The sequence below is a fragment of the Streptomyces sp. NPDC054872 genome, assembly GCF_053610705.1.
The window spans coordinates 118151-136230 of sequence record NZ_JBSGYY010000016.1 but is presented as its reverse complement, the minus strand read 5'-3'; the positions used below and the strand labels follow the sequence as shown (position 1 = coordinate 136230).

Annotated in this window: 9 protein-coding genes and 4 pseudogenes; 5 read left to right on the top strand and 8 right to left on the bottom strand. The window is 67.0% G+C overall.

The window, feature by feature from the left end:
- Window positions 1-12: 12 nt before the first annotated feature.
- Window positions 13-855 carry a fumarylacetoacetate hydrolase family protein gene (locus tag ACWGIH_RS21525; protein WP_453446949.1) on the bottom strand — a complete coding sequence of 281 codons (843 nt, stop codon included), beginning with the start codon at window positions 853-855 and terminating at the stop codon, window positions 13-15.
- A 232-nt stretch (window positions 856-1087) separates the two neighbouring features.
- On the opposite strand from ACWGIH_RS21525, the gene ACWGIH_RS21520 reads away from it, so the two are divergent.
- The 3 genes and pseudogenes from ACWGIH_RS21520 to ACWGIH_RS21510 all read left to right on the top strand — a co-directional run.
- Window positions 1088-1849 (top strand): FadR/GntR family transcriptional regulator, encoded by a 762-nt coding sequence (locus ACWGIH_RS21520; RefSeq protein WP_453446951.1) that lies wholly within the window; start codon window positions 1088-1090, stop codon window positions 1847-1849.
- Between the two features lie 872 nt (window positions 1850-2721).
- The gene (locus tag ACWGIH_RS21515) at window positions 2722-3183 is read left to right on the top strand and encodes an NUDIX domain-containing protein (RefSeq protein WP_453446953.1); all 462 of its coding nucleotides are present in this window, start codon (window positions 2722-2724) and stop codon (window positions 3181-3183) included.
- A 55-nt stretch (window positions 3184-3238) separates the two neighbouring features.
- Window positions 3239-3973: pseudogene (locus tag ACWGIH_RS21510) on the top strand (NUDIX hydrolase); the annotation flags it as partial.
- Here the strand turns inward: ACWGIH_RS21510 and ACWGIH_RS21505 are convergent.
- The 5 genes and pseudogenes from ACWGIH_RS21505 to ACWGIH_RS21485 all read right to left on the bottom strand — a co-directional run.
- Window positions 3974-4543: pseudogene (locus tag ACWGIH_RS21505) on the bottom strand (DUF5655 domain-containing protein); the annotation flags it as partial.
- A 310-nt stretch (window positions 4544-4853) separates the two neighbouring features.
- Window positions 4854-5771 carry a hypothetical protein gene (locus ACWGIH_RS21500; protein ID WP_453446955.1) on the bottom strand — a complete coding sequence of 306 codons (918 nt, stop codon included), beginning with the start codon at window positions 5769-5771 and terminating at the stop codon, window positions 4854-4856.
- On the bottom strand, window positions 5768-10279 hold the full coding sequence (locus tag ACWGIH_RS21495; protein ID WP_453446957.1) for an SNF2-related protein: 4512 nt from the start codon (window positions 10277-10279) through the stop codon (window positions 5768-5770). The genes ACWGIH_RS21500 and ACWGIH_RS21495 overlap by 4 nt, the downstream gene beginning before the upstream one ends.
- Before the next feature lie 939 nt (window positions 10280-11218).
- Window positions 11219-11395: pseudogene (locus ACWGIH_RS21490) on the bottom strand (metal ABC transporter permease); the annotation flags it as partial.
- Window positions 11396-11425: 30 nt separating this feature from the next.
- Window positions 11426-11942 (bottom strand): annotated as a pseudogene (locus tag ACWGIH_RS21485) (ATP-binding cassette domain-containing protein); the annotation flags it as partial.
- A gap of 238 nt (window positions 11943-12180) precedes the next feature.
- Between ACWGIH_RS21485 and ACWGIH_RS21480 the strand changes: the two are divergent.
- Both ACWGIH_RS21480 and ACWGIH_RS21475 read left to right on the top strand, forming a co-directional pair.
- On the top strand, window positions 12181-15192 hold the full coding sequence (locus ACWGIH_RS21480; RefSeq protein WP_453446959.1) for an ATP-binding protein: 3012 nt from the start codon (window positions 12181-12183) through the stop codon (window positions 15190-15192).
- Window positions 15189-16391: a response regulator gene (locus tag ACWGIH_RS21475; protein ID WP_453446960.1), complete on the top strand. Its 1203-nt coding sequence runs from the start codon at window positions 15189-15191 to the stop codon at window positions 16389-16391. The genes ACWGIH_RS21480 and ACWGIH_RS21475 overlap by 4 nt, the downstream gene beginning before the upstream one ends.
- A 181-nt stretch (window positions 16392-16572) precedes the next feature.
- Here ACWGIH_RS21475 and ACWGIH_RS21470 read toward each other — a convergent pair whose 3' ends face one another.
- Both ACWGIH_RS21470 and ACWGIH_RS21465 read right to left on the bottom strand, forming a co-directional pair.
- Window positions 16573-17499 (bottom strand): restriction endonuclease, encoded by a 927-nt coding sequence (locus ACWGIH_RS21470; RefSeq protein ID WP_453446962.1) that lies wholly within the window; start codon window positions 17497-17499, stop codon window positions 16573-16575.
- A gap of 368 nt (window positions 17500-17867) precedes the next feature.
- Complete coding sequence (locus tag ACWGIH_RS21465) at window positions 17868-18077, bottom strand: hypothetical protein (RefSeq protein ID WP_453446964.1); 210 nt, start codon at window positions 18075-18077, stop codon at window positions 17868-17870.
- Between the last annotated feature and the right edge of the window lie 3 nt (window positions 18078-18080).

Genomic DNA, 18080 nt, shown 5'->3' with positions numbered 1-18080 from the left:
GGTCCGGCCGTCTCAGGCGACGAAGGTCTGACGCAGCTCGCCGATGCCCTCGATGCTGCTGACCAGTTCGTCACCGGCGGCGAGGAAGCGCTGCGGATCCCGGCCGAGGCCGACGCCGGCCGGAGTGCCGGTGAAGATCACGTCACCGGGCAGCAGCGGCAGCACCGCGGAGAGCTGGGCGATCAGAGCGGGCACGGAGAAGATCAGATCGCGGGTGCGGCCCTTCTGCACCTCCTCCCCGTTGACCGCGCAGCGCAGTTCCAGGTCGTCGGGGTTGTCGAACTCGTCCGGCGTGACCAGCCACGGGCCGATCGGGGCGAAGCCCGGATAGGACTTGCCCACGCTGAACTGCGGTGCGGGGCCTGACAGTTGAGCCACACGCTCGGAGATGTCCTGCCCGACCGCCAGGCCCGCGACGCGGCTCCAGGCATCAGCCTCGCGGACGCCCTCGGCGCGGCGGCCGATGACGGCGACCAGCTCGACCTCCCAATCGGTGTTGCCACCCGCCGGCAGCTTCACCTCGGTGACCGGTCCGGTGATGCTGGTGACAAACTTGGTGAAGACTGGCGGGAGCCCTTCGGGCGCGGCGAACCCGGACTCGGAGGCGTGGTCCCGGTAGTTAAGGCCGATCGCCAGTGTCTGTCGCGGCGAGGGTGCCGGACTGTCCAGTTCGACGGTGTCGAAGGACTCCCCTGCGGGCAGGTCGGCGTCGGCTGCCCAGGACGAGAACTCCTCCCACTGCTCGTAGACGGCCTGCGGGTCGGCGGAGAAGCGGCCACCACTGGCCTGTTCGACGTCCACGGCGCGGCCGTCGACGATGACGGCCAGACGGCCGGAGAGGTTGGCGATGCGCATGATGTGTCTCCCGGACTGGGGAAGGGGAGCGGACCACCCGTAGCCGCTTCGGCGGGAGTGACCGCTCGACTGCCGAAGGAATCACAAGGACGGCTCGCCGGCGACAACGAGGTCTTGCCCCTCCATCAGCAATTCAGCATGATGATTACCCCGATGTTGCGTGCGGGTGACCTCACCGTCAAGAGGTCAGAGCAAAATGAGCATGATGAATATGATGTGCCGAGGAGACGACGTGAGTGCGACACCCGACCGAGCCCCGCGGCACGGCGTACTGGAAGCAATGCCCAGGCACACGCCCTCGGGGCGGGCTGAGCGCGCGGCGGAGAAGGTCGCTGAGCTGGTCGAGAGTGTGCCGCCCGGCTCCCGTCTGGGCACCAAGGAGCACTTGCGAACCCTGTGCGGGGTGTCCGTCGGCACGTTCAACGAGGCACTGCGGCTCCTGCAGGCTCGCGGCCTGGTCACCGTGAAGCCCGGCCCTGGTGGCGGACTGTTCAGCGCCGAGCAGTCCCCGATGGTGCGCCTCGGCAACTCCGTCCTCGCGCTCGACGCCCAGGCCAACGACGTCGCCGACGCGGTACGCATCCGCGACGCCCTCGACCCCCTGCTGATCGAGGACGCCCTCTGGCACGCCTCACCCGCCGACATCGCGGGACTGCGCCGTCACATCACCGCCATGGAGCACGCCGTGGACGCCGAGGATCCCGTGGCCTTCGTCCACGCCAACTGGCGCCTGCACGCCGCGATCGCCGCCATCAGCCCGAACGCGCTTCTCAGCTCGCTGTACACCCACCTGCTCGACCTGATCGAGAGCCACACGCTGACGGTGCTGCCCACGAGCGAGCAACCCTTGGCCGAGTACATCGCGCATAGGCACCAGCTCCACCGCGGCCTGGTCGACGCCCTGGACCGGCGGGACCGTGACGAGGCGCTGCGGCTGATCCACGAGCACAACACAAGTCTTCAGCCCTCCGAGGACCACGCCGCCGGGCATTGACCGTTCCACGTGAACGTCCAGAACGGCTCCCAACGGCGCCTACGGCCGGTTCACCCCGAGGCGTGCGCCAGCCGGGCACTGTTCGTCCTGCACCAGCGCCACGCACGGGACCGGGATGACGGAAGGACATGGACCGCAGGTTCGCCTGAGGCGGGAGCGAAGTGGCGGAGATCCTCGCCGTGACCGAGCAGGAGAGGCTGACCGGCGTCACCGCGTTCGTCGACCACCTTCGCCAACAGGGCATGCTGCGCACCGGAACGGACCCGACCCGGGAGGCCGACGCCTGCTGGGTCCTCACTGCACCCCACACCTACGCCCGGCTCGCCGCGGCGGCAGTGGGACGCCGAGAGCTATCAGCAATGGCTGCACCGAATGCTCGCCGCCTCTCTGCTGCCGTAACGGCAGGCTGTCGTGCGTAACCGACCGCAGACGACAAGGGCTCCGCGCAGGGGATCGCACCGCGACCAAGCGGATCCGCCAGTCCACGAGGTGCAGGAGAGATCCTGATGTACACCCCCATCGCCTCCGCCCACACGAAGCCCCCCGGACGGTCCGCCTGCACCCTCCGGGGGACGTCCCGGCCTGTCGCCGCTCTGAGGGCGAACACTCGGGGTCGCGGCGCCGTCAAAGCGCCAACAACGTCCCCACACAGCTCGGTACAGCGACGTGGGGGAATCGGAATTCATAGGCTGAAGCGGAGACGTCTGTTCCCGCTTGGCGAGCTCGATCACGGCCGATTCTTTGCCATTAGGCGAGCAGGACGCGCTTGCGGAGGAGCCGCGTTCAGCAGATGGCCCACGCTTCATCAAATCGTTGATTCAAGTTGAGCATTGAGCCACTGGCGATGTGGCTAACCCGCCATACTCTTCCCGATGTTGCCGCCACTCCCACACGGGTTCCACGCCCTCACGCTCCAGTTTCTGACGAACCTGCTCGCTTCGCCCGGCGGCACCGTAGAGCAGACCGACACCACGCCCGAGGACACCCTCCACCGAGAAGCAGCCGAGGAAGCCCAACTCCCCCTGACCGACCCGGTGCGACTGGGCTGGGTGCTCGATGAGACGGGCGAGGTGTACGGCGGTGTAGGGCCCAACGCGAGGCTCCGTCTGGTCGCCCGTGTCACCGGCATCGGTCCGGCGGCCGTCGACCCCGCCACCGGAGATCCTTTCGCCCGCCTGCTCGCCACCCCCGCCCAGGCAGCAGCGCTGCTCGGATGGGGTCCGCCGGGAGCGCGGCAGGCCGCGCTTGCCGCGGAGACAGCCCAGGAGCGCTGGGGCCTGCCCACCGCGCACCCCACCGCGATCGAGGAAGTCCCGGCCGAGGGATGCACCTGAGCTGACACACACCCGCCTCGACTCCGTCCACATACTGCCGCTCTGAGGTGCACCCATGCCGCTGTCGCACGACCACATCCGCACCACCGTCGAGACCTACCTCGCTCGCCACCCTGACGAACGATCACGACTCGGCGCCTTCCTGAAAGCCCTCGGCCGACCCGCTGACATCGTCAGTCGCTCCACCTTCTCCGGACACGTCACCTGCGGCGCGATCGTCGTCGACCAGCTCGGGCGCGTCCTTCACGTGCTCCACCTGGCGAGCGGGAAGGTTCTCGCCCCTGGTGGACACGCCGAGCCCTCAGATGAGTCCCTGGTAGCAACGGCCCTGCGGGAGTTGCACGAGGAGACCGGGATCCCGCCCCAGGCAGTGACACCCTGGCCCGGATACGAGGCCGTGCCGTTCGACGTCGACATCCACGAAATCGACGCCCACCCGGACAAAGCCGAGCCCGGCCACCAGCACTTCGACGTCCGCTTCCTCTTCCGCCTGCGTTCAGCCGACCAGGTGTCCGTGGTGCTGCAGGAAGAAGAGGTCGGCGGCGTCGAGTGGCGGCCCCTGGACCAGGTGACCCAGCCCTCCCTACGCGAGAAGCTCCTCAAGCTCACGCCCGCCGTCGAACCGGAGACTGCCAACGCCTCCGCCCTGATCTACAACGACCGCGGTGAGTACCTGCTCCACCTGCGCGACTACTTCCCCGACCAGATCTGGGAGCCGGGCATGTGGTCGCTCCTCGGCGGCGGACGAGAACCCCAGGACGCCACCGTGCGACGCGAACTCGACGAAGAAGCCGGGCTGCGCATCCCCGACCGACTGGCGCCGCGCCCGGCGGGCCACCTGCATGCCGCCGCTCACGGAGGCCACAGTCTCAAGGCCGAGCAGGTCGCTGCCGAAGAGTCGGTAGCGGACCAGGTCAATCGAGCGCCGGTGCTCACGCACGGCGTGCACGTCGTAGCGGGTGAAGTCGCCGGCGATGCAGATGAGGCGCGGGCCGCTCCACAGGACCTGGTCTGCGGCCGTCACCCCGAGCCGGTCGCGGACCAGCTGCTCGAACTCGGCCCGGTGGTCCATCAGCCAGGCCAGGTAGAACAGGCCCTGATTGATCACGCCGGCATCCGTGCCGCGCTTGTACTCAACGATGACCGGCGAGCCGTTCTCGTCCAGCCCGAGCGAGTCGATCCGGCCCCCGTGCACCGGTCCGGTGCTGTACTCGCTCGCCAGGAATCGCACCCCCAGCAGCGTCTCCATGTGCGTCTCGACGAGACCCTGCACATCGGCTTCGATCTCAGCAAGACGCGGCATGACCTCCGTCATGCCGCTATACGTCGTGTCCGTACGGAACAGCTTCAGGCCCGACACCTTCCCCTCCTCGGCTCGGAGATCATCAACGCCGACAAGGTGCGGGATTGTTTCCACGAGAGGCTTCGGAGGCGGCCGAGAGGTTCTATTGCCGTACTCATACGTGGGTTTCGCCATTGAGTGGTTTCTGTATCGGTCGCCCTACGCCAGCAATGAGCTGCGGCCGGGCGTGCACTAGGCCACTCACGCCGCCAACACTGCCGTTGCCCCTCGGACATGACATATGCCCAGGCGCCTGCCAACGTATGACAGGTGTCGGGGCGTACACCAGCTCTTGCAGCATTCGGTGGACTTAGCGGTTGACGATATGTCAGTTTTCGCCAAAGTCCGGATCAGGTTTCTGCCGCTGTGCTGAGGTGCGGGCTGCGGTGATTCGGTTGCGGAGGTCCGCGATGTCGAGGCCAAGACGGTCGGCGATGTCCGGGATGCACGCGTGCGGGATACGCGAGGCTAGACGTACGGCGTCCTCATCCCAGGCGCATTCGAGCGGCACTCCGATGCGAAGGAAGTCCCTGGCCTGGGCCGCGGCATCGTGAACGAGGGCGTGCAGGTCCTCGGCAATAGGTGCGGGAGGGGGTGGTAGAGGCCAGGCTGGGAGGCCGGGCGGTTCGCCGGAAAGGGAGGGCGAGTACTCAGGGATCGGCGGTAGGTCAGGGGACTCCCGGTACCAGGCCCAGGCATGGTGCGCCGAGAGCCGGGTCTTCGGCCTAGCGTCGGTGCTCGTGCCCGCGACGGGGAGATCCTGTGCTGGGTGTGGGGGCTGACGCAGGCCGCGCAGGGCGGCAAGATCTTCGGAGTGGGTGCGGAGTCGGTCGGTTAGTGCGTGGGCCAGGGCGGCTACGTGTCTGCAGGGGGAGGTCGCTGGGCAGGTACAGATGAAGCTGAGCTCGGCGGGATGGGGCAGTACCGTCACGCCGCCGGGGTGGGCGGGATCAGCCAGGCACTCGGGCAGTACGTCATCGGCCTCGTGGTGTTCGCACTGAGGCGTTGCTGTTCGGAGGGCAGCCACCTGGTCCGGGGCCAGGACCGGCAGGCTGATGGCGGCATGGAGTTCCGCACCGCTGCTGCGTGCAGTGACGAGGCCGGAGATACGTCCGGGTGAAATCCGGAAGCGCTCGATGCCTAGGTCGTCCAGGTCCGCTCGACCGTCGAGGAAGACTTCCTGATCGACGATGGCAGCGCGCGCGGTGGCGTCGAAGCGGTCGGCCCACAGGCTGGTGTTGTTCATCGTCGGGCTCCCAGGGCGATCAGCTCGCAGATTTCATCGTCGGTGAGCTCGCTGAGGGCGGAGCTGTCGCTGGCGAGGATGGAGTCGGCCAGGGCGCGCTTGTGGCGGAGAAGTTCATCGACCCGGTCTTCAAGAGTGTTCTCGGTGGTCAGTTGGTGGACGGTGACGGTACGGGTCTGGCCGAGGCGGTGTGCGCGGTCGATGGCCTGGCTCTCCTTGGCCGGGTTCCAGGGGCGGTCGAAAAGGATGACGTGGCTGGCCTGGGTGAGCGTGAGGCCGGTTCCACCGGCCTTGACGGTGATGACCATGGTCTGTCCCGGGTGGTTCTGGAAGGTGTCGATGATGCGCTGTCGGTCGCGGCCGGCGGAGATGTCGCCGCTGAAGTAGAGCGGGTTGACGCCGTGGCATTGGAGGTGATGAACGAGTCGGTGGGCCATCGTCCGGTACCGAGTGAAGATCAGGCAGGACTCGTCCGGGTCGCGAAGGACGGGCAGGAGGTCGTCGAGGGCCGCGAGCTTGCCGGAGCGGGCGGCAGCCTGTTCGGGGTCGTAGGACTCGTCGAGCGGTTCGGCCAGGAAGTGCTCGGGTGCGTTGCAGATCTTCTGCAGCTGGTCGAAGAGCTTGAGCAGGAGGCCCTTGCGTGCGATGCCTTCTGCGGAACGGATCTCACGGAGGGTCTCGTCGGCGACGTGCTGGTAGAGGGCGGCCTGCTCCGATGTCAGCGTCACGATCCGGGGACTGTGGACCTTGGGCGGGAGCTCTGGCAGGACTCCGGGGTCGCTCTTGCGCCGTCGGAGCATGAAGGCTTTGAGGAGGTTGGAGAGCCGGTCGGTCAGTTCGGTGTCGGTGATGTTGCCTTCGATCGGCTTGCCGAACTGGTCGCGGAAGGTCCGCAGGGCTCCGAACAGGCCGGGGTTGAGCCAGTCCATCAGGGACCAGGCGTCGGTGAGGCTGTTCTCGACTGGGGTCCCCGTCAGGGCGATGCGGATCTGGCACTGGAGGCGGCGCATGGCCATGGCCGTGGCGGTTCGGTGGTTCTTGATCAGCTGCGCTTCATCGGCAATGACGAGGTCGAAGGGGTGCGTGGCCAGTACGTCGATGTCGCGGCGGACGGTCTCGTAGGTGGTGATCACCATGGTGCGGGCAGTCGTTCCGTCCAGGGTGCGATCCGGGCCGTGGTAGCGGACGGTGGGCACTGTGGGGGCGAACCGCTGTACCTCGCGTTCCCAGTTGATCACCATGGAAGCGGGACAGACGATCATGGAGGGCCCCGCGGGCCGGCATGCACCGTTCCGGCGGTGCAGGTGGAGCGCGAGGGCGGTCAGGGACTTGCCGAGTCCCATGTCGTCAGCGAGGAGGGCTCCGAAGCCGGCGTCGGTCGTGTTCGCCAGCCACGCGAGGCCGAGCTTCTGGTAGTCGCGCATAGCGGCGGACAGCCCATCGGGGGGATTCACCGGTGCGCTGCGTGAGCCGGCGCGCAGGAACTGCACGAGTTCGGCGAGGTCGCCGACCGGCTCGCAGTCGAACGTGGTGCCGTCGACGTTGATCTTCCCGGTCAGGGAGGCCCTCAGCGCCCGGTCGGCGGCGAAGGGAGGCATCACTCGGTCGCCTGCTCGCCGGGCTGTCTCCTCATCGACGAGCACCCATTGGTTACGGACCTTGGCCAGCGGCACAGGGGCCTTCGCGAGGTCGTCCATCTCGCCGTCAGACAGGTCGCTGTCGGCCACCGACAGCTGCCAACGTCCGTCGAGTACGTCGTCCAAGGAGAACCGGGGGCGGGCGGCGGAGGCCGGGCCTGCCGGGCGGCGCTCCAGTACCGCACGGGTACGTAGCCGGTCCGTCCAACCGTGATGCCACTCAACGCGCAACCCTGCTCGTTTCAACTGCTCGACGATCCGTCCTCTCAGCAGGATGGCCTCGGCCGCCCGCAGGGTGAAGGTGTCGGGCACAGGGCGTTCCAAGAGCCGTTCGGCGGGGGCCCAATCGGCGGCGATGCGACGCAGCCGACGGCGCAGAAGGGCGACGAGCTGAGGGTCAGACGCGATGTCCGCAGCAGGGCGCCAGTTCCGTTCATGAACCGTCGGAGCATCGGGCATGCGTAGCCGGACGTCTGCCCAGAGAAGCTCGGTGTCGTCCGGGCTGTCCTTCTGGGGAGCGCGGACCGACAGAACTAGCTCCAACGCTTCGGCGCCCGAGCCTTCGCGCAGGGCGTCGCCCCACTGGACGAGGGCAGGCGTACGCTGCTGCCGGGGCACCGACCCTGTGAACGGCCGGTGGCCGAGCGCGGTCGACGTCCCCGGGCCCCGGAGCATCGCCTCGGCGACCGTGTCGAGTCCGGCGAGGATCGCCACTCGCGGGACCCACAGCTGGCGCGGTTTCGAGTCTGTGACCATGCCACAGTTCGCCGGCGGCACCAGGGCATCGGCGAGTCGCCCGATCCATTCCTCCTCTTCGGCGGTCAGCGGACCGGCTCGCCACACGTCCGTCCCGTCGTCGGCCAGCGCCGGGAAGACGCGGCCATCGGCCACGACGGCCAGCCCGAGACGGATCGCCTGTCGCCACACGCTGACGGAATGCGCCTCCTTGCCGCGTTCCCCATCCAAGGCGAGCACGTTGGCCAGCACACGCAGCGGGACGTGCCAGCATTCGACGAGCTGGAGCTGGATCGCGGCTCCCTGGCCTGGCAGGATCAGCGCGGCTGTGCACGAGCGGATCGGGCGACGCGGCGCCTCCTGCATTGGTAGACCGTCAGCGGTGTAAAGCAGGAAGCGGGCGCTACCGCCTTGGATGTCGATGGTGAGTTCCGCACCTTGCCGCAACAGAGCCGCCAGCGAAGCCTCTGCGGCGGCGACGTCGCCTGCTCCAGCGACCGGTCCGGCGGGCCCGTGTCTCACACGGTCATCGTGGATATCCGGCTCCGGCTCAGCGGATTGCGACGGGATAGCCGGCGGCGCGGCCAGCAACTCCAGCATGGCCTTCGCCGCATTACGCTGCGCCGGGCGCTTCTCTGCCCCGGTAGCCTCCGCCCGCAGGTCCTGTCCGGCGACCCGGCACTTGACGCTCGCGAGGTATCCAACCCCCGGTTCGAGCCGGGGGTTGCCGATAATCAGCTTACTGATCCGGCCCTTCTGCTTGAGCTGGTTCAGCATTTGAAGAGCGGTCATCTCGTTGAACGCCGGTACGTTGCCCGGCCAAACGGTGAGCGCGGGCGCATTCGTCCGCTTCCATTCGCTGAGCAGGTGTTTCGCCGCTTCACGCCGGGCACCTGACCTCCCCACGCTGCGTCCTGTACCCGAGAGCACCTGCCCATTGCTGACGCAGGCAGCCACGCACACGAACAGAGGATCCAGCCCCGTGATGCTCGGCTGCTCCCTGAACGCCAACTCGCTGATGACACCCCCCTCCTGCATCACCACAAGCCGGTCCTGCGGGCCAGAAGAGCCTGTCTTCACCGCCGGAGCAGAGGTCGGCCGCTCCCTCGGCAAAGGAACCTCGACGGGCAGACCGGCTAGATCAGCCAGAACGCGCAGCGCGACCACGCCCCGGGCGTCACGCTTGTTGCTGCGCCACGGACCGGTCACGGTCGCCGTCTCGCCGTCGGCGACGTAGGTGATATGAGACCGGAACAGCAGCGCGCCTCCGGGCTTCTCCTCCTCCTTAAACCTCAGGACGGGTTGATTGCGAACGGAGTGGTACAGCGTCAGCACAGCAACTGCCGCCCCAGGCGTCTCTGCAACAGCGCACAGCACCGCCTTGCGGGCCGGCTCCCAGGCAGACGACGTGGCATCGAAGAGCACAGCATGCAGATCGCGCGGAATCAGCGCACCCGCAGCGATCCGGGTAGCCACCTCGGCCACCACAGCCGGGGCCACGACCGGCTGTCCGAGCACGCGCAGCAGCCTGGACGCAAAGGTCGGATCAGCAGCTGCCACCGCCGAGCCAGCCGAATACCGAGCCGCCGGCAGCCACCCCTTCTCAGTGAAGCCGACCTGCTCCACCGGCTCACAGCCGGCCATGTGACCAAGAAGGCTGACCACAGCTCCTTGCAGGGCCGCCTTCTTCGTCCCGCGGGTGACGGCGGCGCCGTGGATTTGCCGGACCTGATCGCGCCAGCCAGCCTGCACGACGAACAGCCCAGGACCACCGATATTCAGGTCCCGAACCACAAGAGCGGTCGGGACCCCACTGTCTTGGGCATGGGAGTGCAGCACCGACGTGGCAAGCTCGGGCCTCGCCCTCACCACCGCCCAGGCCGCCGCCGTCGCCTGCTCGCCAAGGCGAGATCCCCGGAACCGCAGAAGGAGCAGACGGAGCTCCTTTACACCCAACCGACCGTTCCCGGCACGGACTGCTGCCTCGGCAGCCAGCCCAGGGGTGAGGTAGCGGGCCTCGTGCGCCTTCTCCAGAAGCCGGGAGAACACCGTAGGTTCGAGACCGCTGAGGTCCACCCGGGCGCCGACCGAGGGGCGCGGCACCCGGGCTGACTGAGCGGTGGGGAGAGTCGCCATGACAAGCCTTCACGAGAGCACAAGAACCTCACCAGAGCGGAGAGGTGATCACAAGCAGTAGTCGATGGTTACAGTTCGTCTGCGCTCTAAACAGTCAGCCCGACGCGTCGCCGACGGGAACTACCCGGACGTGTTCACGCAGACCAACGCCTTGACAGGACGTCGACTGAGGGCGCCCAGCACGCTGACTCGACGGCTCCCACGACGGCGTGGGATCACATCGACGTCGGCACCGACGCGGCCGCTGCTGTGGCAATCTGCTTGTGCTTCGGAACCGAGCAGCGCCGCCTACCGCACACCGTGCCGTCCCGCTTGACCACGAGGCACAACTCGAGGTGACGGGCGCACCGATCCCTGTCAGGTACGCGAGGCTCCCGGCACAGCCGGGCCCTGTCGGGGTAGATGCAGCGCCCCAGAGCGTAGGCGTTCCTAGGGCTGTGCTCCCAACATGACTCCCCTTCACGTTCCACGATTGCCGCGCAGAACCCAGTGGGCTGCCTCTTCTCGGACAGGTCGTCATAGAGCGGCTCCAGGCACATGGGCCCGCTGAACCGGCGGAGACATTCCGCGAGTTCGACTTCTTTGTGGTGATGGGCCAGGTCTGCCAGCGCGCGCAAGAGTTTTGGGGTCGCCTCGACGTGCCAATCCGCGTAGTCAGTGCCGTTCACGTACCCGGGAGTAGGCATCAGGACCGTGGAGGCGTCAAGTACCGCTTCGACGGCGCTCCTCTGGTTGCGCGCCCGGGTGCTGGTCGGCGTCTTTTGGGCTGGAGGCAACGGGATCTCCTCAGGTCGCAGGTTCGAGGGCATTCTGCGCGCCTCTGGAAGTGCGGCACTGCGACACGCGGGCGTCTGGACCCGGCTGGGTGGCCGAGCCCGCGCTACGTCACTGGCGTAGCGTCAATAGGGATACGAACGCCACACCTGTGGGTGCCGATCACAGCATCGGATCGAGTCCGGTGAGCAGGCCGACGGCGATGCCGAGCAGGGCCACGTGCATCATCGCGAACCGCACCGGCATGATGTCCAGGCCGACGATCACGACGCCGATCACCGGCAGCTCGAAAGCAGCGAGCAGCAGTGCGAGGCCGGCTCGGTGGACGGGGACGAGCTTCAGGAGCGGTCCGAGGTCGGCCGTGGCGAGCGGTCACCGGAATTCCCTGAGTCGCCCGACCGCCATTTCGAGGACTCGGTCGCACCGCTCGGCCAAGGCGCGGTCGTGCGTGACGACGACCACGGTGACCGGCAGCGACAACAGCACGCCCACTGCCTCGTCCTGCCCGGCGAAGTCGAGCGCGGCGGTGGGTTCGTCGGCCAGGAGCACGCCCGCGCCGGCCGCCACACCGCCGACCGCGCGGGCCAGGTACATCCGCTGCAGCTCTCCGCCGGACAACATGTGCAGCGGCCGTGGGGCCAGGTCCGCCACCCCCAGTCGGCGGGCCGCCTCGGCCGCGCCCGCGGGTTAATTCGCTGGTGTCCAGCAACTCGTGGGCCAGCAGCGGGAATGGTCCGGTCGCGGGTTTCTGCGGGATCCAGGCACAGGCGCGTCGCCGCCACGCCCGGTCGGTCGAGGTCCTGGCCTGGCGGCCGCCGACGAGGATCTCGCCGTCGTAGCTGCCGTGCAGTCCGAGGACCGCGCGGATGATGGTCATCTTGCTGGATCCGCGGCACGGATCCTGGAGGGAGCGGGGGCAGCGGCCGGGCCTACGCCATTCAGGCAGGGCACAGCAGTTCCTCGGGGCGAGCGTGCTCGAAGGCAGACGGCTTCTGCGACGGAGCTGGTCATGGGCCGTGCTGACTGGGCAACATCGCTTGTGTCCCGTGAAGTTCGATCTCATACCTCTGCGCCTCGGCCATACTGTTTCGTCGGGAGCTGACAGTCCAACGGGGTGGGGTGCGTGCATGACGACCGTTGAGGATGATGGGAGCAGAGCGCGCCTAGGCGTGCTTGAACTTCCCGTTGAGGCTCGAGTCCGCGAGGCTGCGCCAGCATTCGCGCACCTGGACACTCTGGGACTTTCCGCCCCGAGAGACGGTGTACGAAACGCTATCGCCGCGGCACTGATACACCGGTCGTACCTTTTCGAAAGCCGGGGAGCAGTACCAGGCATCACGCAGACCTCCCTGGACGCGCTGGGCCGGCTGGGCAGCGCGTTCCTGTGGAAGACGGCCGCGGTAGAGCGGTACCGCAGGATCGCAAATCCCACCTCCGGGACGATGAGCGCAGATGTCGCCCGGATTGTCGCTACCTTCCCGGCCTGGGCCGCACATCAGGAGTGGCTGAGAAAGTCCGCCGCCCTGAGCGTGGGACTCGACAGAGATGCGCTTCCGCCGAAGGTCACCACTCTTTTATGCCACCAAGTCATCGGTGTGCTGTGCTTGGAGGGCGAGGAGGACGTTGCCAGACGACTACTCCATGGGCACCTGGCCACGCAGCAGCGCGAGATCGCATCCAGCATCAACGACCCGAAGACCACACTGTATGAGGTCCTGGGGCACGCAGCGTTGACCTGGGAGTACGAGCGCGGTGGTCCCGATCACGCCCCTGCGTTCCGGGCCGTCGTCACTGACACGCACCGGCGGGCTGGCGAGGGAAGCGGCAGCAACAAGAAGGCCGCCTCGCAGCGGGCAGCGCTCGACTTCCTGCAACGGCACGTACCTGAGGTCCTTACGGCGCGAAATACCGCTGCCTCACCGCCTCCGCCCGCCCAGGAGATCCCCGTATCGCGTGCCCATGTCGGGGCCGTGCGGCGTCTGGAGACGCTCTTTTCCCTTCCCGAGACGTCACGCCCCCTGCTCTCCCAGGCACTCGTACACGCATCATGGGCATACGAAAACGCCTACCAGATGGAGAGATACCGTCAGCAGGACTACCAGACCCTGGCCTACCTGGGAGCCCAGATACTCGGCTACGAGCATCTGCTCGCCACTGCACGACACATCGTCGTGGCGCCACCCGCCGAATTCGCTTTCACCACTCTCCCCAACAACGTGTACAACACCGCCTTCCACGAGGTCGAGTTGGCATCAGGGCTACTCCTCGGGGCAGGTCAGCGATCACTCGGCATACCTATGGAGATTGGGGCCGACTCCTTCCAAGCCGTGATCGGCGCAGTCTCCGAAGCGGGGGACTTTCAGGGTTCGCTGGCCGACCGCTGGCCACAAGAATGGTCCCCCACATGGCAGTTGGTGGCGCCGAGCGCACCACCACCGGTCGAACCCACCACGCGCCTGGCCCGCACGGCCAGCCTCATGAAGCTCCCCGTGACCTACGAGCACACCGTCAGCGGGCCGGACCACCTGCAGCGGTATACGGCGACCGCCGTCATCCACAGCAAGGCGCTGGGCGTCACGCTCAGAACGGAGGGCGCTTCCGTTCCGGGCAAGGTACCCGCGAAGCACAGTGCGTCCTTAACTGTGCTCGGTGTCCTGGACCGACTCGCCGACGGATCCCCGGCCCGGTCTTTTGACGGCGCCAAGGAAGAGGACCGCTCCCTCGCCCGGTTCCTCCTCGCCCAGCAGGCCCTTCTGCTCGACGCCAGCCCGGTTCCCACGCAACGATGGATCACCGCGCGCCTCTTCGGGCTGCATCTCGCCTCGGACGCTCCGGCGCTGCTCAAGTGGGCTATTGGCGTGGACGAGCTGCTGGACCTCGACCTTCCCCTGCAACCCGGCAGTCATCTGCGGGACGCGTTCCGCAAGGCCGTCGAGAAGCCCGCTGTCCCAGACCCCATCAACACCGTCCTGGCGCGAGCGATAGACACCCTGGAGCGGATCGAGAGTCCCGAAAACATCACCACGGTGCATGTACGTCACCTGGTGCAGTTGTGCGACGTCTACCGATGTCTCGGCTCCGACGATCCCGACATCTTTCTGCCCGATCTCGCCGACGACTGGCGGATCCTTCACCGGGGCCGGATGGAGACCCTGCCGTCGCTTCCTCCTGTCTCAATCTCCGGTCGGGCGCGAGCAGTGCTCGACGCCGCGCTCGCCGCCCTCGCCGCAGGTGGCGGAGAAACCTCCGTCGAAGTCCTCGCTGAGCGGCCGTTGCGACTGGGATTCCGGTCGGCTCAACCTCCGTCACTGACCATCCTGAAGGACGTGTGCTCGCTCTGGTCTGCGGTGAGCAAAGCGATCACCGTAGAGGTGACCGAACAGGGCATCGACGTGATCGTCGCCATGATGGAGGCCCCGCCGCAACCGGGTCCGATCACTCAAGCCGTCATCGCCGCACTCCAACCGGTCCCCGAGCCTTACCGGGCGGCCGTGGCGGACCTTCTGCACGATCTGAAGAATCAACTTGTCGCCACCCGCCTCGCCGACTCCCAACCCGCTGAGAGCCGTACGGCCCGGCTGCAGCAACAACTCGCCGCGAGCCGGCACCTCGACGAGGCACACGCCCTCGCGCTGCGCCTGCGCGCAGCAACCTCGATGCTCACGTCAGCCGACACCGAGAGCGTCGAGCTCGGAGCCTTCCTCCGCCACTACGCCGGAGCAGTCCTCACCCGACTTCCTGCCAACATCTCGCTGTCGGTTCCCACGGCCAGGAGCACCGTCCACGTCGCACTGGGCACACGAGCCCTAACCGCCATCTTCGACAACCTGATCGGCAACGCGATCGAAGCCCTGCGCAACGGCGGGGCCATCACCCTGGACTGGACCGCCGATGACTACGAAGCCGCCGTCGAAATCTCCGACGACGGCCCCGGACTTCCTTCCGACATCGCCGCCGCCCTGAACTCGGGCAAGCGAATCCGCAGCACGAAACCCGGAGGCAACGGCCTCGGCCTCCTCGGAGTCCGCTCGCTCCTCGCCAAGGTCGGCGGACAACTCAGCCTCATAGCCACGCCCTCCGGTACCGCATGGCTCACCACCCTGCCACTCGCTACCTCTACGCCAACGGAGTCCGCATGACCCAGCGACTGGCCAACCTGCGCATCCTAGTTGCCGACGACCAGATGGACGTGGCCCGCACTCTGTGCCGGCCACTGCACAAGGAAGGTGCCCGCCTGCGCTTCGCCGCAGACGGCCACACCGCTCTGCAGGAGATCGACACCCACCCGTTCGACCTCCTGCTGATCGATATGAAGATGCCGCCCGAGGAATGGGGCGGTCTGTGGCTGCTCCGGCAGCTCAAAGAGCGCAAGTGCCGCATGCCCAGCCTCGTACTGTCCGGCGAAGGCTCGAAGCAGCAGGTCATCGAGGCGCTCCGCCTCGATGCAGTCGACTGGGTCGTCAAGGACACCGCCGGAGAAGAACTGCTGGACCGATGCGCCGCGACCCTCGCCGATCGCCTGGGCGAATCCCTGGAGCTCGCCACCCACCGCCTGCCGACTCCCCTGGCCCACCGCTTCGCCAGGTATGCCCGCGCCACCGATCCCGACAAGAAGATCCACGAGGGCCTGCATACGCTGGAGTCGATCCTGCGCTTCGCTGCCGTTCTTGGGCTCAGCAGGACCCCGCCCACACCGCTCCGGGGGATCACGCCGGAGCGGCTGGCGGCCCCGAGCATGGGCACCTGGTTCGACATCTGCACCGCTCTCGCGATCCTGCCCGATGCGGGCAGCGATTTCCGGCGCGTACATTCCTGGATCACCCCGGAGCGAGCTGATCACCAGCCGGTCCAGAGCCTCATCTCCGTACGCAATGCACTGGCACACGGCCGGGACATACCCACAGCGGACCAGGCCGACCAACTCGACCAACTGCTGCGCCGATTCGCGCACCGCGCAGCATCCTCCTGGTGCGCTGATCTCGTGGTGCCCACCTCCATGACCTACGACGGCGACCGATACACCCTTGAGGTACTCACTCTGCACGGGGTCGGAAGGCCAGCCCCCAACACGGTATCGGCCCCTACGCCGGTGATCACGGGACAGCCGATCCTCGCGTCCCGTGAAGGCACCCTGCTGTCCTTGGCTCCGTGGCTACTAGCCCACACGGAACCCGCCACAGGCACAGTGAGCTGCCTGCAATTCGACGGTCTCCAACGCGCAAAAAAGGGTCTGACGTCAGACACTCCCTTCCGGTACGCGCGAACAGATGACGGCAGGGGCCTCCCCTCAGTCCACCACGCTCAAGCACGCTGGCTGACCCTGTCCCAGTGGACGTAACCCCAGCGGCTACCCAGGGCTCAGACCAGTGCACACGCGAAGATCAGGACAGTCCCCGGCCCGGGACTGGGGCGTCCTTGAGGCCAAAGCACTCCGGCACCCGCCCCGTGACGCGCCCACAGGGAAACTCGCGACGTACATGGACGCTCAGACTCGGCGCGGCCGCCCGTGGAACGCCCACCTAGAAGTCGACGTCGAGGACTGCGTAGGGGCGCCGCTCGAGTTTCGCCATCCGGGTCTTCTGACGCAGCCAGGATCCGAGACTTTCCTCACGCTCAAGGAGCAGCACTAGCTCGCGGAGCTCACCCAGCACCATGACGCCGTGAACGAGGAAGCGTTCACACTCCTGTACCGCGGGCGAACTGTACCCGGACGCCGAGATCATGAGGCCGCTGACACCGGCTCGGTTGATGACCCGAACCAGGTGGCGGCTAATTGGGTTAATGTCCAGCGGCTTGGCCCACCACTTCACTTCAACTAGGTAGATCTGGCCGTCCAGTTCAACCACTCCGTCGATCTGCTCGGCTGCCTCGCCGTCTTCTAGTCGCAGCGTGAACGCCTCCCTGATGCCGATTCCGTCCAGGGAGAAGATGCGGTTGAGGAGGCTTTCCAGTTCCAGGCCACGCTTGTGCGTGTCCTCCATGCCGAAGAGGTTGGAGATCTGTGTCCGCAGGTCTGCATAGAGTGCGCCTCGACGTCGCAACTTGTCCTCGGTAGCGCGGCGAGCGGCCACGTGGGCCTCGCGCTCTTGATCGCGTTCCTGCTTCATGCGCGTGAAGGAGTCCTTTACGCCGACGACGTCGCGGATCTGCGCAACGAGACCGCGGGCCTTGAGTTGGTCGTCGGGCCAACAGGTGGAGAAGTCGTCGAACTCAGTGACTCTACGCAGCAGCGCCCTGCGCACACCGAGACCTTGATCGCCCTGCTCGTTCAGCTGGCCGATGACGTCACGCGTGATCTTGTATTTGCTCACGGCGCCACGATCGAGCGCGAGTTGTTCACGAATGCCGCCAAGGAGAGCCTCGCTGGTTCCCGCACCGCGCAGGAAGTTAACAACGTCGTCCTTGCTCCGGCAGAGCAGAGGGATGGTGTCAGTCAGCAGCGCCATGAGCTCCGGAGGCCAGTGGTACGCGGCATCGTGGACCATCTGGGCTGGACTCCCAACACTTCGCAGCAAGAGGCCCAGGCTCAGAGCCTCGCGATCCCATCCATCATCCCTCTGACCGCGCAAGATGTCCCCGAATCGAGGGATACCGCGGGTAAAAATGCGATCGTGGCAGCCTTTCCCTCTCTAGTCCTTGGCCGTGCCCTTCTTGCGGTGGGTGGCAGGCAGGCGAACCACTGACAGACTCGTTTGCCCCGCGCGAAGTCGCATCACAACGTCATCGGTCAGCACGCTGGCACCCGTGTCGGGATGAAGGTGCTGCTCTCGGCCATCGGTAGCCATGTCACCTAGGCCCTGATCGATAGCTACTTCTAGTCGCTCAGAGGTGCCTTCATCCGCATCTCCGCCGCACCGACCAACGGTTCGATCATCGACAACGTCCGAATCACGTCGCAGTATGCCACCTCCTTCATCACATCGAAGGTGCTCGACAGTCGAGGCAACAGCACCACGAAGGCGGACGAGATCGAGGCGTGGCTCAAACCCGAGCCCACTTGCCACGCAGCCTGGTCGCCCGGCATCTG

Coding starts and splice junctions, on each gene's coding strand:
- ACWGIH_RS21500 (WP_453446955.1), bottom strand. CDS start 5,771: ATGAACAACACCAGCCTGTGGGCCGACCGCTTCGACGCCACCGCGCGC.
- ACWGIH_RS21480 (WP_453446959.1), top strand. CDS start 12,181: ATGACGACCGTTGAGGATGATGGGAGCAGAGCGCGCCTAGGCGTGCTT.
- ACWGIH_RS21465 (WP_453446964.1), bottom strand. CDS start 18,077: ATGCCGGGCGACCAGGCTGCGTGGCAAGTGGGCTCGGGTTTGAGCCAC.
- ACWGIH_RS21525 (WP_453446949.1), bottom strand. CDS start 855: ATGCGCATCGCCAACCTCTCCGGCCGTCTGGCCGTCATCGTCGACGGC.
- ACWGIH_RS21475 (WP_453446960.1), top strand. CDS start 15,189: ATGACCCAGCGACTGGCCAACCTGCGCATCCTAGTTGCCGACGACCAG.
- ACWGIH_RS21515 (WP_453446953.1), top strand. CDS start 2,722: ATGTTGCCGCCACTCCCACACGGGTTCCACGCCCTCACGCTCCAGTTT.
- ACWGIH_RS21470 (WP_453446962.1), bottom strand. CDS start 17,499: ATGGCGCTGCTGACTGACACCATCCCTCTGCTCTGCCGGAGCAAGGAC.
- ACWGIH_RS21495 (WP_453446957.1), bottom strand. CDS start 10,279: ATGGCGACTCTCCCCACCGCTCAGTCAGCCCGGGTGCCGCGCCCCTCG.